This is a genomic window from Corynebacterium sp. KPL1818 (assembly GCF_000478135.1).
Taxonomy (GTDB): domain Bacteria; phylum Actinomycetota; class Actinomycetes; order Mycobacteriales; family Mycobacteriaceae; genus Corynebacterium; species Corynebacterium accolens.
Genome location: NZ_KI515758.1, coordinates 598,675 through 614,863 on the forward strand (window position 1 = coordinate 598,675; position 16,189 = coordinate 614,863).

Annotated in this window: 14 protein-coding genes; 9 read left to right on the plus strand and 5 right to left on the minus strand. The window is 61.7% G+C overall.

The features are described from left to right. The first annotated feature begins 33 nt into the window (after window positions 1-33). Together HMPREF1261_RS02760 and HMPREF1261_RS02765 are read left to right on the plus strand one after the other, a co-directional pair. Complete coding sequence (locus tag HMPREF1261_RS02760) at window positions 34-603, plus strand: TIGR00730 family Rossman fold protein (protein WP_034658012.1); 570 nt, start codon at window positions 34-36, stop codon at window positions 601-603. A 71-nt stretch (window positions 604-674) separates the two neighbouring features. Beyond that, window positions 675-2,345, plus strand: coding sequence for a DUF885 domain-containing protein (locus HMPREF1261_RS02765; protein WP_023029890.1), 1,671 nt, complete (start codon window positions 675-677; stop codon window positions 2,343-2,345). A 22-nt stretch (window positions 2,346-2,367) separates the two neighbouring features. On the opposite strand, the gene HMPREF1261_RS02770 is transcribed toward HMPREF1261_RS02765, so the two are convergent. Next, window positions 2,368-3,474, minus strand: coding sequence for an AbrB family transcriptional regulator (locus HMPREF1261_RS02770; RefSeq protein ID WP_023029891.1), 1,107 nt, complete (start codon window positions 3,472-3,474; stop codon window positions 2,368-2,370). 58 nt (window positions 3,475-3,532) lie between these two features. On the opposite strand from HMPREF1261_RS02770, the gene HMPREF1261_RS02775 reads away from it, so the two are divergent. Next, complete coding sequence (locus HMPREF1261_RS02775; protein ID WP_023029892.1) at window positions 3,533-4,303, plus strand: TSUP family transporter; 771 nt, start codon at window positions 3,533-3,535, stop codon at window positions 4,301-4,303. Window position 4,304: 1 nt separating this feature from the next. On the opposite strand, the gene hrpB is transcribed toward HMPREF1261_RS02775, so the two are convergent. Further along, complete coding sequence (gene hrpB, locus HMPREF1261_RS02780) at window positions 4,305-6,575, minus strand: ATP-dependent helicase HrpB (RefSeq protein ID WP_023029893.1); 2,271 nt, start codon at window positions 6,573-6,575, stop codon at window positions 4,305-4,307. Further along, complete coding sequence (locus tag HMPREF1261_RS02785) at window positions 6,576-7,241, minus strand: sugar O-acetyltransferase (protein WP_023016471.1); 666 nt, start codon at window positions 7,239-7,241, stop codon at window positions 6,576-6,578. A gap of 39 nt (window positions 7,242-7,280) precedes the next feature. On the opposite strand from HMPREF1261_RS02785, the gene HMPREF1261_RS02790 reads away from it, so the two are divergent. From HMPREF1261_RS02790 to HMPREF1261_RS02800, 3 genes are read left to right on the plus strand one after another with little or no spacing between them, the layout of a single operon-like run. Continuing rightward, entirely contained in the window at window positions 7,281-7,970 is a 690-nt protein-coding gene (locus HMPREF1261_RS02790; protein WP_023016472.1) for an alpha-ketoglutarate-dependent dioxygenase AlkB, read from the plus strand. A 39-nt stretch (window positions 7,971-8,009) separates the two neighbouring features. Further along, on the plus strand, window positions 8,010-8,549 hold the full coding sequence (locus tag HMPREF1261_RS02795) for an NADPH-dependent FMN reductase (protein WP_005280576.1): 540 nt from the start codon (window positions 8,010-8,012) through the stop codon (window positions 8,547-8,549). Window positions 8,550-8,585: 36 nt separating this feature from the next. Next, the gene (locus tag HMPREF1261_RS02800) at window positions 8,586-9,305 is read left to right on the plus strand and encodes an SDR family oxidoreductase (RefSeq protein WP_023016473.1); all 720 of its coding nucleotides are present in this window, start codon (window positions 8,586-8,588) and stop codon (window positions 9,303-9,305) included. 67 nt (window positions 9,306-9,372) lie between these two features. Here the strand turns inward: HMPREF1261_RS02800 and HMPREF1261_RS02805 are convergent, their stop codons facing one another. Continuing rightward, window positions 9,373-10,950 carry an aldehyde dehydrogenase family protein gene (locus HMPREF1261_RS02805; protein WP_023029894.1) on the minus strand — a complete coding sequence of 526 codons (1,578 nt, stop codon included), beginning with the start codon at window positions 10,948-10,950 and terminating at the stop codon, window positions 9,373-9,375. A gap of 45 nt (window positions 10,951-10,995) precedes the next feature. Then, window positions 10,996-13,236, minus strand: coding sequence for a choline BCCT transporter BetT (gene betT, locus HMPREF1261_RS02810; protein WP_005276214.1), 2,241 nt, complete (start codon window positions 13,234-13,236; stop codon window positions 10,996-10,998). A gap of 333 nt (window positions 13,237-13,569) precedes the next feature. On the opposite strand from betT, the gene betA reads away from it, so the two are divergent. From betA to HMPREF1261_RS13240, 3 genes are all read left to right on the plus strand, one after another. Next, the gene (gene betA / locus HMPREF1261_RS02815) at window positions 13,570-15,345 is read left to right on the plus strand and encodes a choline dehydrogenase (RefSeq protein WP_023029895.1); all 1,776 of its coding nucleotides are present in this window, start codon (window positions 13,570-13,572) and stop codon (window positions 15,343-15,345) included. Between the two features lie 190 nt (window positions 15,346-15,535). Next, entirely contained in the window at window positions 15,536-15,664 is a 129-nt protein-coding gene (locus HMPREF1261_RS02820; protein WP_005280591.1) for a hypothetical protein, read from the plus strand. Window positions 15,665-15,917: 253 nt separating this feature from the next. Then, entirely contained in the window at window positions 15,918-16,127 is a 210-nt protein-coding gene (locus HMPREF1261_RS13240) for a hypothetical protein (RefSeq protein ID WP_023028085.1), read from the plus strand. Window positions 16,128-16,189: the final 62 nt, after the last annotated feature.

Below are 16,189 nucleotides of genomic sequence, written 5' to 3' on the forward strand. Positions count from 1 at the left end.
GAGGTCGGCCGAAAATTCTCTATGCTGGGGCGCATGAAATCAGTAGCGGTTTATTGCGGCTCCGCCGTGGGCAATTCGCCCGCCTATAGCGCAGCGGCACAACACTTGGGCGGCGAGCTTGCCCGTCGCGGGCTGAACTTGGTCTATGGCGGCGGAAATATCGGCCTCATGCGTGAGGTTGCCAACTCCTGCTTGAAGGCCGGCGGCACCGTCACTGGCGTCATGCCGCAATCCCTGGTGGATTTAGAGATCTCCCACCCAGGCTTGACCCGCCTCGAGGTCGTGGATTCTATGGCCGAGCGGAAAACCCGGATGGAGCAGCTGGCGGATGCCTTTATCTGTTTGCCCGGCGGCGTGGGCACGTTGGAGGAAGTGACAGAGGTACTGACCCAACAACAGCTGGGCAGCATTCGCGGGCCCGTTGGCTTGGTTGATGTGGAAGGTTTTTGGCAGCCCTTTTATGACATGTATGCCGCCATGGCTGAGGCGGGCTTCATCCTGCCCCGCTTTGTAAAAGCACTGGTCATAGAGGAAAATCCCGCGGCCGTACTGGATGGTTTTGCCCAGTGGCACTACCCGGGCACGAAGTGGAACAACGATTAGCTAACAAGTTTGCAACATTTGGGTGGGGCTGGGTGGCCTATCAACAAGATAAAGGGTTAGACTTCCCTCTTATGAGTTCTGAGCAGACCGCTAAGCGCCAGCCCTCTCTACTGGACGCTTCGTGCGATAACTTCGTTCACGACCTAGCCGAGCTATCCCCAACTGATGCAACCGCGTGGGGCATTGACGGTTTTGAAGGCGAATTGCAGGATTTTTCCCCCGACTATTTTGAGGCGGTCGCTGATCGCACCCGCGATATGGTTGCGGATCTAGATGCCTTGGATGACACCACCGATGAATCCGATGATGAGGATGACTTTGATGACGTGGATTATGTCACCGCCGCCGTCTTACGGGATCGTCTCTGCTTAGATCTGGATTTGCACCATCACGGCGAGGATATTCGCAGCCTTAATAATATTGCCTCGCCCGTGCAGACCATCCGGGATTCCCTGTTGCTTATGCCGCAGGATACCGAGGAGGACCGCGAGGCCATTCGCTCCCGCCTGTCCAAGGTCAAGGGTTCCCTCGATGGCTACCGCGAGTCCCTGAAGGAGGCGGCCTCCCACGGCATGGTGGCACCGCACCGCCAGATCTCTGAGGTCATTGTGCAGTGCGAGCGGCTTGCCGATGCCGACTCCATGCTCGAGGGCCTCGGCCTCGACCCCGACTCCGCCGAGGTAAAGAAGGCGAAGGAGGCCTTTGGCGAGTTCTCGGATTGGCTGTCTAATGATCTGCAGCCGCAGTCCTCTAATAAGGACGCGGTGGGCCGCGAGCGTTACGAGCGTTTCTCCAAGCTTTTCGTCGGCGATTCCGTGGACTTGGACGAGGCCTATGAATGGGGCCTTGACCAGGTGCGTTACCTGCGCGGCGAACAGGAGAAGATCGCGCACGAGCTTTATGGTCCGGAGTGCTCGGTGCGCTCTGCCATGCGCAAGCTGAACCACGAGGAACGCTATACCCTGCGCGGTACCGATGCCTTGGTGGAGTGGATGCAGAGCAAGGCCGATGCGGTCATCGCCGAGCTCAACGGCAAGGAATTCGACATTCCGGAAGAAGTCGAAGAGATCGAGTGCTGCATCGACCCAGCGGGCACCGGCGGCATCTTCTACACCCCGCCCAGCGATGACTTTTCGCGCCCGGGCCGCATGTGGTGGTCCGTGCCGGAGGGGCAGGACACCTTCCACACCTGGCAGGAGCTGACTACCGTGCACCATGAGGGCGTGCCGGGCCATCACCTGCAGCTGGGCTCTGCCCTGGTGCAAGAGGATTTGAACCTGTGGCGCCGCGCAGTTACCTGGAACTCCGGCCACGGCGAGGGTTGGGCCCTGTACGCCGAGCAGCTCATGGCCGAGCTGGGCTACATGGATGATCCTGGTGTGCGGATGGGGCTGCTCGATGCCCAGCGCCTGCGCGCGGCCCGCGTCGTGGTGGATATCGGATTGCACCTGGGCAAGAAGCTACCGGACTGCACCGTATCCGGCGTATGGGATAAGGCCCACGTGAAGACCTACATGCGCGAAAACACCGCCATGGATGATGCGAACCTCAACTTTGAGGTCAACCGCTACCTGGGTTGGCCGGGCCAGGCCCCGTCCTATGCCTTGGGCCAGCGCCTGTGGCAAGAAACCCGCGCCGCCGCCGAAGAGCAGGGCATGAGCGCCCGCGAATTCCACTCCGAGGCCCTGGCTCTTGGCTCGGTGCCCATGTCGGTGCTGCGCGAGGCCGTGCTCAATAACTAAACGCGCAGGCTAGCCGCGCACGCTAGCGCCGTGTGGAAAACTTGCTGACGGCCCTGATGAGCTGCGGCAGGTACCCCGCAATGACCAGCACGGCGATGAGGCGGGTGAGCTGCACCGCGATAACCACGGGGCCAGCCCCGCCTTCCGCGGAGAGCGCGAGCACGGTTTCTAGCGCGCCGGGGCTGGTGGCTAGGTAGGCCTCGAAGTAGCTGATATTCAGCCAGTGCATCAGCGGCCACGCCGTGGCCGCGCACAGGCCGAGGACCGCGGCAATGGAAAGAATCGTCGCGGGAAGCTGCTTGGCAAAGGCCTTGAGCGCGGGGAGCGACAGCCCGCCGCCGCAGACCCAGCCGATGGATAAAAAGGCGATGACCTTAAAGGCATAGATCGGCTCTAACGTATGGCCCTCCGGCAGGAAGAACGAGGCCAGCACCGTTAAGATCAGCGGTCCGAGGACGGCAGATGCGGGCAGGTGCAGGAATTTACCAAGGCTTTCGCCGACCAGCGCGATAACGAGCACCAATGCGATGATCCACCAGGTGGTTTCCGCCTCGAGCCTTAAGTCACCGCCCCTTCCGGCCGGCGTATCGAGGAAGGTCACGACGGCGGGAAGGGATACGGAAACGATCAATAACCGCAGGTATTGGGTGAGCGCGACGTAGCGGTAGTCGGCACCGAGTTCATCGGCAAGCGCGGGCATGAGCGAGGCACCGCCGGGAAGCATGGACAGGATACCGGTTTCGGAGGAGACGTCCCGTGGCCGCTGGCGGTGCAGCATGACGCCGCAAAAAATTCCCAACGCGATGGTGACAAAGGACATGGTTATGGCAGCCGGCAGGTATCCCACCAATTGGCCGAAGGAAACTACCGTCAGCGGCAGCGCGGCCATGATGCCGATGAATCCGCGCGATAGCCCATAAAATTTGCGGTTGACCTTGAGGTCTTCACCGGTGATAAGGGCCATGGCGCCAGAGGCGATGATCGCGGCCAAAATCCACGCGGCCGGCACGTGCCACATGCTAAAAAGCCAGCCCAAGAGGACGGAGACGGGCACGACGATGCCCCACCGCAGGATGGTGTGGGTGTCTACGCTTATTCCCCAGTGCCGCTGTGCCACGTATTCTCCCATCTTCTGCTCGTCTCCGATCGAGTCTAGACCTCCCCGCCGCGGGGCTTATGATCTCCTCATGGATATCGACGTGGCGCAGTGGGCGGTGCTCCTTGTGGGAGCGGCGGGGGCAGGCTGGATCGACGCGGTCATCGGCGGGGGAGGCCTCGTGCTAATTCCGCTATTGCTGGCCGTGGTTCCGGGGCTCGCGCCGGCAACGGCGCTGGCCACCAACAAGCTCGCGGCGGTATCCGGCACGGCATCGGCGGCCGTGACCTTGGCGCGCAAGGTGCGCCCGCCCGCAGGGGAGCTCGTTCGCTACGCCCTCATCGCCCTCGTGTGCGCCGGGCTGGGCGCGAGTGTGGCGGCGAATCTTAATAGTGAGATCATGCGCCCGCTCATCATCGTGCTCTTAGTGGTGGTGGGCGTCTTCGTGACCTTTAAGCCGAGCTTTGGCACCACCGAGTCTCCCGGGATCCGCGGCGGATGGCGCACCTGGGCGGGGCTTGTGGCGGTGGCGGCCATCTCCTTTGATGACGGCATCTTTGGCCCGGGTACCGGCATGTTCCTGATTATGGCCTTTACCTTCATCTTCTCCCAGAACTTCTTAAAATCCGCGGCGATGGCCAAGGTGGTCAATACCGCCACGAACCTCGGTGCGCTGGTGACCTTCATCCTTGGCAGCCACGTGTGGTGGACCCTTGGCATCGCGTTGGCCGCCGCCAATATTCTTGGCGCCCAGGTGGGCGCGCGGACGGTGCTCAGCGGCGGGACGAAGCTTATCCGCTACGCCCTGCTTACCTTGGTAGTGGTCATGAGCTGCTATTTATCCTGGCAGCAATGGGGTTAGGCTACATCCGGTTCTTGGTCCGCGCGGTGGCGATGGCATTCCACGGATCCTCGGGCCACGGGTGCTTGGGGTAGCGTCCGCGCATATCGGCGCGCACCCCGGCGTAGGGGCCGGACCAGAAGCTAGCAAGATCATCGGTGACCGCCAGCGGGCGGCCGGCGGGGGAGAGCAAGTGAAATTGCACGCGGTTGCCGCAGTACTCCGGGGATTCGGCCAGGCCGAAGCATTCTTGCAACTTGATGTGGACCACGGGGCGCTCGCCCGACCAATCGATCTTGGCATCGCGGCCGGAGGGCACGGGCAGGCGCTGAGGTGCGAGCTCGTCCAGGCGGGTGGCTTCGGGCCAGGGGAGCAGGCGCTGCAGGGCGGGGTACATGTCTATTTTGGCGGTGGGGGTTCCCGCGGCAATCTGGTGCAGCTCGGGCCCAAGCCACTCGGCGGGATCGGCGGCATCGACTTCCGGCCAGGGGTCGCCGTAGTGCGCGTGCAGGTGGCGGAGCCTATCTTTTAAGCTCTGGGCCTTCTCGCTGAAGGTAAATAGGCCGAGGCCTTCTTCGCGGATGCCGGCGGCAAGGGCCTGCGCGGCGGCATCGCCGGTGATCTTAACCGGGGTTTCGGACAGCACAATTGCTCCGGCCGCCCGGACTTTGACCCCGCGCACGCGGCCCCCACGCAGGAAGGCGCGGGTTTCTTCGGTCACGCCGATGGCATCCAGTGCGGCGGATTCTGCGATGCGCGCGGCGGTGCGGATGATGGGGTTTCCGGCATTGGAGAGGGTGACCTCCGCGATGGCGAGCCACGGCGAGCCGGCCAGCCCGGAGTTATCCAGTAGCCGGGCGCGGGTGCCGCTGGCCAGCAGGTAATCTTCGCCCACGCGCTTGGCCACCTGCTCGGGATAGGCGGTGGCGACGACCTCGCCAGGGTCAGCGGGTCCGAGATCCTCCACCAGGCGAGACAGGCGCCTGATTTCCTTCTGCGGTGCGGGGCGGCGGGTGAGATCGGTGGTGTTGGTGGGGGCATCGGCAAGCGCGGCGATGGTGGGCGCCGCCTGGCTGCCGTGCCGGATAAGGGCCGCGCCTTGGCGGGGATCGGTGGGCAGCAGGGCGAGTTCCTGCGTCGCGCCAATGCGCTCGAGGGTGGCGCGCGCGGCCGCAAGGGCTTGGGCGGGCGGCGGATCGAGCAGCGGGAAATCCGGGCCCGCGCCCCAGCAATCCAAAAACAGCGCAGCCTGCGTGAGATCCGCGGACAGGATCTCCGGCGTAGTGTGCGGGGAAAAGTGCTGGTAATCGTCCTGGGAATAGCAGCGAATGACCGTACCCGGCGCCTCACGGCCGGCACGGCCCGCGCGCTGGTCCGCGCTCGACCTCGATGTGGAGACCGTCACCAGGCCAGACATGCCGCGCTGTGCATCGCGCCGGGGAACGCGGGCCAGCCCGGCATCTACCACCACACGCACGCCAGGCACCGTCAGCGAGGATTCCGCGATGGACGTCGCCACCACAATGCGCTGATCATCGGTATAAAGCGCGGCATCTTGCTCCGCGGTGGTCTGCTTGCCGTGCAGTGGGAAAACATTATGGCTCCGCAGCTCTTCGCACACTAGGTTGACCTCGCGCACGCCGGGCACGAAGACCAGCGTGGATTCGTGTTGGCGGGCCGCCTGCTTGGCGATGCCCCCGTAAAACTCCCGCGACCCCGCCGCGCGCCCCGGCTGTGGCGCGTACTGGATATCCAGGGGATAGGTCACCGCCTCTGTGGTGTGGACGGGCGCGCCCATGAGCTGGGAAAAGCGCTGCGCGTCTACCGTTGCGGACATGGCGATGACGCGGAAGTCTTCGCGCAGCTCGGCCAGCTCCAGGCACATGCCGAGCACTAGATCCGTATCCAGCTGGCGTTCGTGAACCTCATCGATGGCCACGGCGGCCACGCCCTCGAGCTCCGGATCCTTCAGCAGGCGGCGCAGCAGCACGCCCGGGGTGACGAACTCGACCTCGCTGCCCGCGCGGGATTCGCCGCGGATGGCGAAACCGACCTTATCCGGGGTGCCGCTGAGGGTGCTTAAGCGCTGGGCGGCCGCGCGCACGGCCACGCGGCGCGGGGCGGTGACGATGACCTTGCCGCGCCCTGCGGAATGATTGGCTAGCGCCGGTGGCACGAGCGTGGTTTTACCCGTGCCGGGCGGTGCCTGAATGACGACGTTTCCGGTGTGGGGCAGCGAATCGATGGTCTTGGCTACGGGCAGCCCCGCGCCAATGCTGGCGAGATCGAACATTTACTGCGCGGCCCCAAAACCTTCCACGGGGCCGTCCAAATCCTTGCGCTCCCAGGAATCCTCATCGCCGTCCAGGGTGCGTACCACGCGGCCGGGCGTACCCAGGACCAGCGAATTATCCGGGATATCCTTGGTCACCAGCGTGCCGGCACCAATAACGCAGTTTTCACCAATGGTAACCCCCGGCATGACGGTGGCATTGGCCCCAAACCAGGTATTGCGCCCCACGGTGATGGGGTGGGCGATTTCCCACCCGCCCTCGCGCATCGCGTGATCGTTGACGGGGTGGCCCACCGTAATGAACGAGCAATTGGGCCCAATCAACACGCGATCACCGAATGTGACCTTGGCCTGGGCCAAAATGCTGCTGCCAAAGTTGATGAAGACGCCTTCCCCACAGACGATATTGCAACCGTATTCCATATTCAGCGGCGCGTGCGCCCCCGGCACGTGTGATTCCTCCGGCAGGATCTCCCGCAAGATTGCCTGCGCCTGCTCCTTATCGGTGTTGTGCAGATCGTTGAACTGCCCAATCAGCCCAAAGGTGCGCTGGTGCTCCTTGTCGATGTCCCCCATGCCCGGCAGGTGCCACTGCCCACCCGTCATTCGCTCCCAAGTGCCGTAGCGTTGCAGGTCGTGCAGCTTTTGTTCATCCATGTGAGCCATTGTAGAGGCCTCCACGGCGGTGGCGATTAGAGTGGAGGAATGCTTTTTGATTCACTGCCGCGGCCGAATGCGTACGTCGCGCCGGGCGTGGGGCACGTGCCGGGGTGGGTGGGCATCGGCAAGCAAAAGGTCCTTGTAGAAGAGACGCGGGAGATTGCTCGTGCGTATGCGCATACGCCGATGGCGATGGTGCAGCCGCGGCTGAAATCGGGTGGGCAGATGAGCGTATTTCAGCTGCATCTTGGTCGCTATTGGCATTATCCCAGCTACCGGTACGTGGACAATATGGAAGGCACGCGGGTGCCGCCGGTGCCGGATAGCTTGCGGGAATTGGCCCCGGTGGCGCTGCGGCAGGCGGCCCAGGTTGCCCCGGAGCTTGAACCATGGGTGGATAACTTCGTGCCGGAGATGGCGCTGGTGAATTATTATCCGCCCGGCTCGGCGATGGGGATGCACGTGGATGACTCTGAGGGATCGCCCGCGCCCGTGATTTCGCTTTCGATTGGGGATGAGGCCCTTTTTCGCATAGGCCATACCGAAAATCGCACTAAGCCCTGGGACGATGTGACTTTGTGCTCGGGTGATTTGGTGGTCTTTGGCGGGCCGAAGCGCTTTGCCTACCACGGGGTCGTGCGGGTAAATGATGGCACGCTGCCGGAGGGATGCGGGCTGCAGGAAGGCAGAATCAATATCACCATCAGACAAGTTTCGGCGAGCGCGGTAGGCTAGGGCGGGTTACATAAAGGTTGAAGGAAAGAGGTTTTTCTTATGTCCCGAATTGGCATCATCATCGGCTCTACCCGCGATAAGGCGGCGGGCCAGGCAGTAGGCGAGTGGGTCAATGACCTCGCCCAAGGCCGCGAGAACGGTGTGGAGTACCAGCTGTTGGAGCTCAAGAAGTTCAATGTTCCCATCCTTACCAGCGAAGTTGTTCCGGGTGCGGCGAATAAGCAGTACGATGACGCCAACGTGCAGGAGTGGTCCAAGGCCGTCGATGCCTGCGATGGCTTTGTCTTCGTGACCCCGGAGTACAACCACTCCGTGCCTGGTCCGTTCAAGAATGCCTACGACTCGCTCGGCGCGGAATGGGCGGGCAAGCCGGTGGCCTTCGTGGGCTATGGCTCCGTCGGTGGCGTGCGCGCGGTCGAGGCATGGCGCAATGTCGTGGCTAACTTCTCCATGCCACAGCTGCGCAACCAGCTGGACTTTAATATCTTCACCGACTGGAACGATGGCGAATTCCGTCCCAGCGATGACTCCTACGAGCGCGCAAACTCCCTGCTTGCTGAGCTCGAGGACGCACTTTAAGTAAAAGGCCCTGCACCGTACCGCGCGCTGCGTAGCATGGGGTGCATGAGTGAAAAGAAAGTAGCAGTAGTAACCGGCGCCTCTTCTGGCATTGGGGAGGCCACCGCGCGTTCTTTGGCCAAGGACGGCTGGCACGTTGTCGTGGGCGCGCGCCGCACAGACCGCCTGCAGCAGCTTGCCTCTGAGATCAGTGGCGAGGCCTATGAGCTGGACGTTACCTCCGATGTTTCTGTTTCCAAGTTCGTCTCCCACCTCGACCGCGTAGATCTTTTGGTCAATAACGCCGGCGGTGCCAAGGGCTTGGAGCCGCTTGTCGATACCTCCATTGAGGACTGGCAGTGGATGTACGAGACCAACGTGCTCGGCACCGTGCGCATGATTCAGGCGCTCATGCCCAAGTTAGAGCGGGTGCCAGATCTTTCCGGGCTAATTATTAACGTCGGTTCCATTGCTGGCTGGACCGTGTACGAAGGCGGTTCCGGCTATAACACCGCTAAGCACGGCGTGCGCGTGATTTCCCGCGCGCTGCGGCTAGAAAATCACGATGTGCGCGTTACCGAGATTGATCCTGGCCGCGTGGCCACGGACTTTTCCTTGGTGCGCTTCAAGGGCGATGAGAAACGCGCGGCCAAGGTGTATGACGGCCAGCTCAACCTCGTGGCAGAAGACATTGCGGAGGCCATCCGCTGGGTCGCCGCCCAACCGGCCCACGTCAACGTGGATACGATGACCATTAAGCCGCGCACGCAAAGCTAAGGCCCCGCGGGCCTCTGCAAAGAGCAGCGGCGGGGCGGGGCCTAGGCTTTATCTTCCTGCTTGAGCCTTATTGCAGGCCAAACTGATCCCATGCGGCAGGGGCCAGGTTCTGGTACACGTGTTTGTGCTCTTGGTATTCGGCAAGGCCGGTGGGGCCCAGCTCGCGGCCGTTGCCAGACTGCTTGTAGCCGCCCCATTCCGCCTGCGGCAGGTACGGGTGGAAATCATTGATCCAAATGGTGCCGTGGCGCAGGGCGCGGGCAACGCGCTCGGCGCGGCCGGCATCGGAGGTGTACACCGCGCCAGCCAGGCCATACTCGGTATCGTTTGCGATCTCGATGGCCTCTTCTTCGGTGGTGAAGGTCTCGATGGTCACGGTCGGGCCGAAGGCCTCATCGTGGACGCAGTCCATCTCGCGGGTAGCGCCATCGATGATCGTGGGCAGGTAGTACACGCCCTGGCCCAGATCCGTGGTGCCGGTGCCGTGCTGGCCGTTGGTGTCCTCGCTGGTGGCGGCGCGGCCTCCGGTGAGGATCTTGGCGCCTTGTTCGCGGGCCTTGTCCACGTAGGCTGCTACCTTCTCGCGGTGGTCGGCCGAAATAAGCGGACCGGTCTCGGCCTTGTCATCGGTGGGTCCACCGATCTTGATCTTCTCGGCGCGCTCGACCAGTGCGGCAACGAACTTATCGTGCAGGGACTCTTCCACCACGATGCGCGAGCCGGCGGAGCAGACCTGGCCGGAGTGGAAGAAGGCGCCGTTGAGCGCATTATCCACGGCGACGTCGAAGTTGGCATCAGCAAAGATAACGTTCGGGTTCTTGCCGCCGAGCTCTAGCGCCGTGCGCTTGACGGTTTCGGCCGCGTTCTTTGCAATCAGCTTGCCGGTAACGAGGCCGCCGGTGAAGGAGACCATATCCACGTCGGGGTGCTGGGAGAGCGGATTGCCGCAGTTAGCGCCGGCGCCGGTGATGAGGTTGCCCACGCCATCCGGCAGGCCGCATTCCTTTAGCGCCGCCATGAGCAGCATCGCGGTGTGCGGGGTCAGTTCCGCTTGCTTGAGCACGAAGGTATTGCCGGCAGCAAGAGCCGGGCCTACCTTCCAGGACACCTGCAGCAGCGGGTAATTCCACGGGGTAATCAGGCCGCAGACGCCCACCGGCTCGGCATCGATGCGTGAGCGCAGGTTGGGATCTTGCGGGTCGACCACGCGGCCAGCTTGGTGCTGGGCCAAGGTGCCAAAGTACTCGAAAGCATTGGCAATATCGTCCATATCGCCCAGGGATTCCTCGTAGCGCTTGCCGGTATCCGCGGATTCGGCTTGGGCGAAAAGCTCCTTGTGCTCACGGATGAAATCCGCCAGGCGGATGACGATCTTGCCGCGCTCGGCGGACGGCGTTGCGGCCCACTCGCCCTTATCGAATGTTTCACGTGCAACCTGGATGGCACGCAGGGTATCTGCCTCGGAGGCCTCAGAGACGACGCCGACGGTGGAGCCATCGGCAGGGCAGATAATGGTGCGGGTCTCGCCATCCTGGGCGGCCTCCCACTGGCCGTTGATGAAGAGCGACTTCGGGGCATCACCGGAGTGCACGCCCTGGAGCAGTTCGGTGGTCGTGGGATCGAACAAGGTGTTCTGGGTGCTCAAAGTGCAAGCAACCTTTCTCTAATTGCGGCGGTATTGCCCGCCAGTTTAACTATCTTCGCGCCAGGTGCGTTCCGGCTCGGCGCCATCGGAGACATCGGAATCGCCCGGCTGGCTTTGCTGCATGTAGAGGAATGCCAGGTGGCGCTCGTACAGGTCCAGCACGTTATTGATGATCTGGTTTTCGGAGTAGCCGTAGACGTCATAGCCCAGCGAACCGGTCATGTCGTAGACCTCCAGGCGGTAGTACTCGCCGTCGCCCTCGCAGAAGTCCGGTCGCTCCGCGGAAACCGGGAAGAGCTGGTAGCGGAATTGGCGCTCGTTGTGCAGCCGGACCTCGAGATCGAGCTGGGGCAATTCGGCATCGGGAAGCTCACTGGTAAGCAAGATGGCGTCATAGCCGCGGGTGCGCATTTGCGTGGCCACCTGCTCGAGGGCGTAGGCGGCAGTTCCCCGCAGGTAGTCATCCATGTCCTGTTTGGTGGGGAAGGAGTTGGCGCGGTCCAGGCGGTTCTTCCACAGGTTGGAATCGCTCGGCTCGCGCTCGGTGCGGCTGCTGATGGCGCCGTGCAAGGCGGTTTTCCGGGCCTCGCGCTGGACGATTTCCAGGCGCAGCGACTTCCAGAGCGAGAACATGATGAGGTAGACCACGAACGCGAAGGGCAGGCCCATGACCACGGTTGCGGACTGCACGGTGGCAATGCCATCGAGCTGCAGCAACGCCAAGGTGAGCGCGCCGACGGTAATGGACCAGAAAATGCGCAGCCACCGGGCGCCATCCTGCCGGTTATCCGTGATGCGGGAGGTGAAGTTGGACATGACCAGCGCACCGGAGTCCGCCGAGGTGATATACAGCAGGAGGCCGATGAAGGTGGTCAGGAAGATGACGATGGCGGAGCCAGGGAATTCCTGGAGCATGTCATAGAAACCCTGCTCCGGAACGTTGATGGCGTTTTCCGCAAATTCCGGATAATCACCGGAGCGCACCATGTCCAGGGCGGTATTGCCAAAGAAGGACATCCACATCAGGATGAACAGGAAGGGGAAGGTCAGCGTGCCCAGGATGAACTGGCGCAGCGTGCGGCCGCGGGAAATGCGGGCCAGGAATAGGCCGACGAAGGTCGCCCAGGCAATCCACCAGGCCCAGAAGAAGAGGGTCCAGGACTGCATCCAGGTATCTACGCTGGCTTGGTCCTCAGCAAAGGCGAAGGTCTCCAGCGTCCAGGAGGGGAACTTGGAGACGTAGTCACCGATATTGGTGACGATGGCGTCGAAGAGGTAGGCGGTCTTGCCAAAGACCACGACGTAAACCATCAGCGCGATGGCCAGGTACACGTTGAGCTCAGAGAGGAAGCGAATGCCCTTATCCACACCGGATACGGCCGATAGCGTTGCGATGACCACCGCGACGATGATGAGTGCTGATTGCAGCCCCAGGCCCTGCTCGATGCCAAAGATGAGGTGGAAGCCGTAGGACAGCTGCACCACGCCGATGCCCAGGGAGGCGGTGACGCCGAAGACGGTGCCCAGCATGGCGGCAATGTCCACGGCCGAACCAATGGGTCCGTGCACGCGCTTGCCGATGAGCGGGTACAGCGCCGAGCGAATAGCCAGCGGCATATTCAGGCGGTAGGCGAAGTAACCAAAAGCCATGCCCATCAGCGCATAGAGCGCCCAGCCGGTAAGCCCGTAGTGGAACATGGCATAGACCACGGCCTCTTTGGCGGCCTCCATGGTTTCGCCATCGCCCACCGGCGGATCCATGTACATCGTGACCGGCTCGGCCACGGCGAAGAACATGAGGTCCACGCCGATGCCGGCGGCAAAGAGCATGGATACCCACGAGAAGGTATTGAATTTGGGCCGGGAGTGGTCCGGTCCCATGCGGATGCTGCCGGTATTGGAAAAGGCGATGTAGAGGACAAAGACCACGGCGATGGTGGCGGTCAGGACGTAGAACCAGCCCAGGTTCGTGCCGATCCATCCGGTGACGCTGGCGAGGGTATTCGCCGCGGACTCCTGCCCGAAGCCCGCGTACAGCGCCATGGCGATGATGAGGACACCGGAAATGATAAAGACCGGCCAATTGGGCTTGGGCGCGGCCACCTCATCGGCGCCGACATCATCGCCGGTTTCGGCCTTGTAGCTGCCGACGATGGCGCGTACTTGGTTGCGCGGTTTACGGCCCTTGTCCCCAGCTGAGCGAGTATCCCCAGCGGAGCGAGCGAGAGAGGTGTCGGAGTCCCCTGTGCGGGACTCCTCATGGTCGTGCGGACCAAGGTTAGCCATCTACTTCTCCTAGTCTTGATCGATTAAGTACCGAATCCTTCGCACGAGTGCCCCATAGTCCCCGAAAAAGAGGGGTGAGAGATAGGTTGGTGGCATAAATCATATGCGGGCAATCTATGCGTAAAGACCCCGGATTTCATCTACTTAGATGCATATCCGAACACCGTAAATATACATTAATCTGGGAAAACGTCCACCGGATGTGTATTCTGGGGGCGCTATTGTGCATAAATGAAAGCGAAAAAGCGCAGATTTTTTGCGCAGGATACAATGGATCCGCCCGAAAGACGGCGAGAACTACGCGTGAGATGGCTCACAGAAGGAAGGGGATTTATGGGTATTGTGGATAAGTTGACTAAGAAGCGCTCGACAAAGAGGGCGACGGATGAGGTCAGCGATGTGGTCGTCGTCGGCGGTGGCTCTGCCGGCTCCGTCATCGCGGCTCGCCTGACCGAGGACAAAGACACCCGCGTGCTCGTTCTTGAGGCCGGACGCCCGGATTCCCTGTGGGACCTATTCATCCACATGCCTTCCGGTTTCTCTTTCCCCATCGGGGCAAAGAACTATGACTGGATGTATGAATCCGATCCGGAACCGGAGATGAATGGTCGCCGCATCTACCATGCGCGCGGCAAGGTGCTTGGCGGTTCCTCTTCCATCAACGGCATGATCTACCAGCGCGGCAACCCCATGGACTACGAAAAGTGGGGTCAGAACCCGGGCATGGATAACTGGGATTTTGCCCACTGCTTGCCGTATTTCAACCGCATGGAAACCACCGCTGCCGCAGAAGACGATGATCCGCGCCGCGGCCACGATGGCCCGCTCTACCTGTCCCGCGGTCCTGCTACCTCGCAGCTGTTCCAGGCGCTATTTAAGTCGGTACAAGAAGCGGGCTATAACCTGACCAATGACGTCAACGGTTACCGTCAGGAAGGCTTTGCCCCCTTCGATCGCAATATCAAGCACGGCAAGCGTTGGTCTGCTGCCCGCGCCTACCTGTACCCCAACCAGGACCGCGACAACCTTGAGGTGCGTACCCGCGCATTTACCACCAAGATCCTCTTTGAAGGCACCAAGGCAGTGGGCGTGGAATACGAGTGGCAGGGTGGCACCCACCGCGTTTTCGCAGACAAGATCGTCTTGTCCGCCGGTGCCATCAATACCCCGCAGCTGCTAGAGGTCTCTGGCGTGGGTGACCGCGAGATCTTGGAAAAGCACGGCATCGACGTCGTCAAGCACCTGCCAGGCGTCGGCGAAAACCTGCAGGACCACCTCGAGGTCTACATCCAGTACGAGACCACCAAGTCCACCGCATCCTCCCAGCCTTACCTGGATAAGTGGCGTTGGCCGTTCATGGGCCTGCAGTGGTTGCTGACGAAGAAGGGCCCAGTGGCCACCTCGCACTTTGAGGGCGGCGGTTTCGTGCGCTCCAACGAGGATGAGGCCTACCCGAACTTGATGTTCCACTTCCTGCCCATGGCGGTGCGCTATGACGGCCAAAAGGCCGACGTTAAGCACGGCTTCCAGTGGCACGTCGGCCCGATGTTCTCCGATACCAAGGGCCACGTGCACATCAAGAGCTCCGATATCCGGCAAAAGCCCTCCATCCTCTTTAACTACCTGCGCACCGAGCAGGACCGCCGCGAATGGGTAGAAGCCGTCCGCGTCGCCCGCTCCTTGCTGGATACCAAGGCAATGGAGGAAGTTGGCGCCCGCGAGTTCAGCCCGGGCCCAGAGGTCCAGAGCGATGAGGAAATCCTGGAGTGGGTCCGCAATGACGGCGAGACCGCACTGCACCCATCCTGCACCGCCAAGATGGGCGATGAGTCCGATCCCATGGCCGTGGTGAACCCAGAGACCATGGGCGTATGGGGTATCGATGGCCTGTATATTGCCGATGCTTCCGTATTCCCCTCGGTTCCCAACGGCAATATCTACTCCCCAACTATGATGGTGGGCGAGAAGGCTGCGGACCTTATTGCCGGCCGCACGCCGCTCGAGCCGAACCACGCCGAGTGGTACAAGGCTAAGCAGGATATGCCGCTCTACGCTGAGGGCGAAGCAGTCCGCGATCACAAGCACTCCATCCAGGGCGCTGACCACTAAGCACCCTCCCGCGGGATTGCTCTAGCGCCGCGTTTCCCATTGTGGGGCGCGGCGCTTTTGCTTGCCGACGTCCCCCTTTCCCCACCGCGCACCCCTCCGCCTGGCCAGAACCATGATTTAATCGCCGGGCAAGGAATCGGCCCCAATGGAATGAAGCTGGAATGAAGCGCCAGAGTAAAGGAGGTCAGTGATGCTCAGCATTATCGCTGTAGTCATTAGTATCGTTTTCGCCGTTGCCGTTATTAAGAAGCTCGATGACATCGATACGCACCTGAAGGAGCTGCTCGCCGCGCGCGAAGATGGCGAAACACCGCGTTAATCGTGCGGGTGGCTAAGGAGATGGTGAACGAATTTCGAATTAACCAACTGCAAAAGGCCCATACCGACCGTGAAATGGAATTTTCCTGCGATGTAGCTTGAAGGCTATGGCTTCGTAGACCTAAGTGGTTTCCAAGCAGCAGTTCCAGTACTTCGTACGTGGGGTAGCCAACACCGCCGACTTCAAGGAAGTATCATTCCCGGATACCAGCGAAAAGAGTTAGTCATTTGGCTATTAGAAAGCTTCGCTACGTGTGGTTCGACCCGTACGCAATGTCCGTGAGTGTCTAGCCCTTGAGGGAGAACCTGGTGTCAGTGTCGCTGGCCGCACCTACGCCGCCGTCATGTCCGCCGACACCCTGTTCATCACCATCCCCACAGGGGTGGGTGTGGACATTCACGTGAAGATTCTGGAGAATTTCGCCGCCCACGTCGCCCCCTCGTTGTTGGCAGCCGAACCGTGAAGGACCAGTCATCGCCTATCCCATCGACTAATTCTTGCAGGTCGCAGGACTTTCGCGTGACT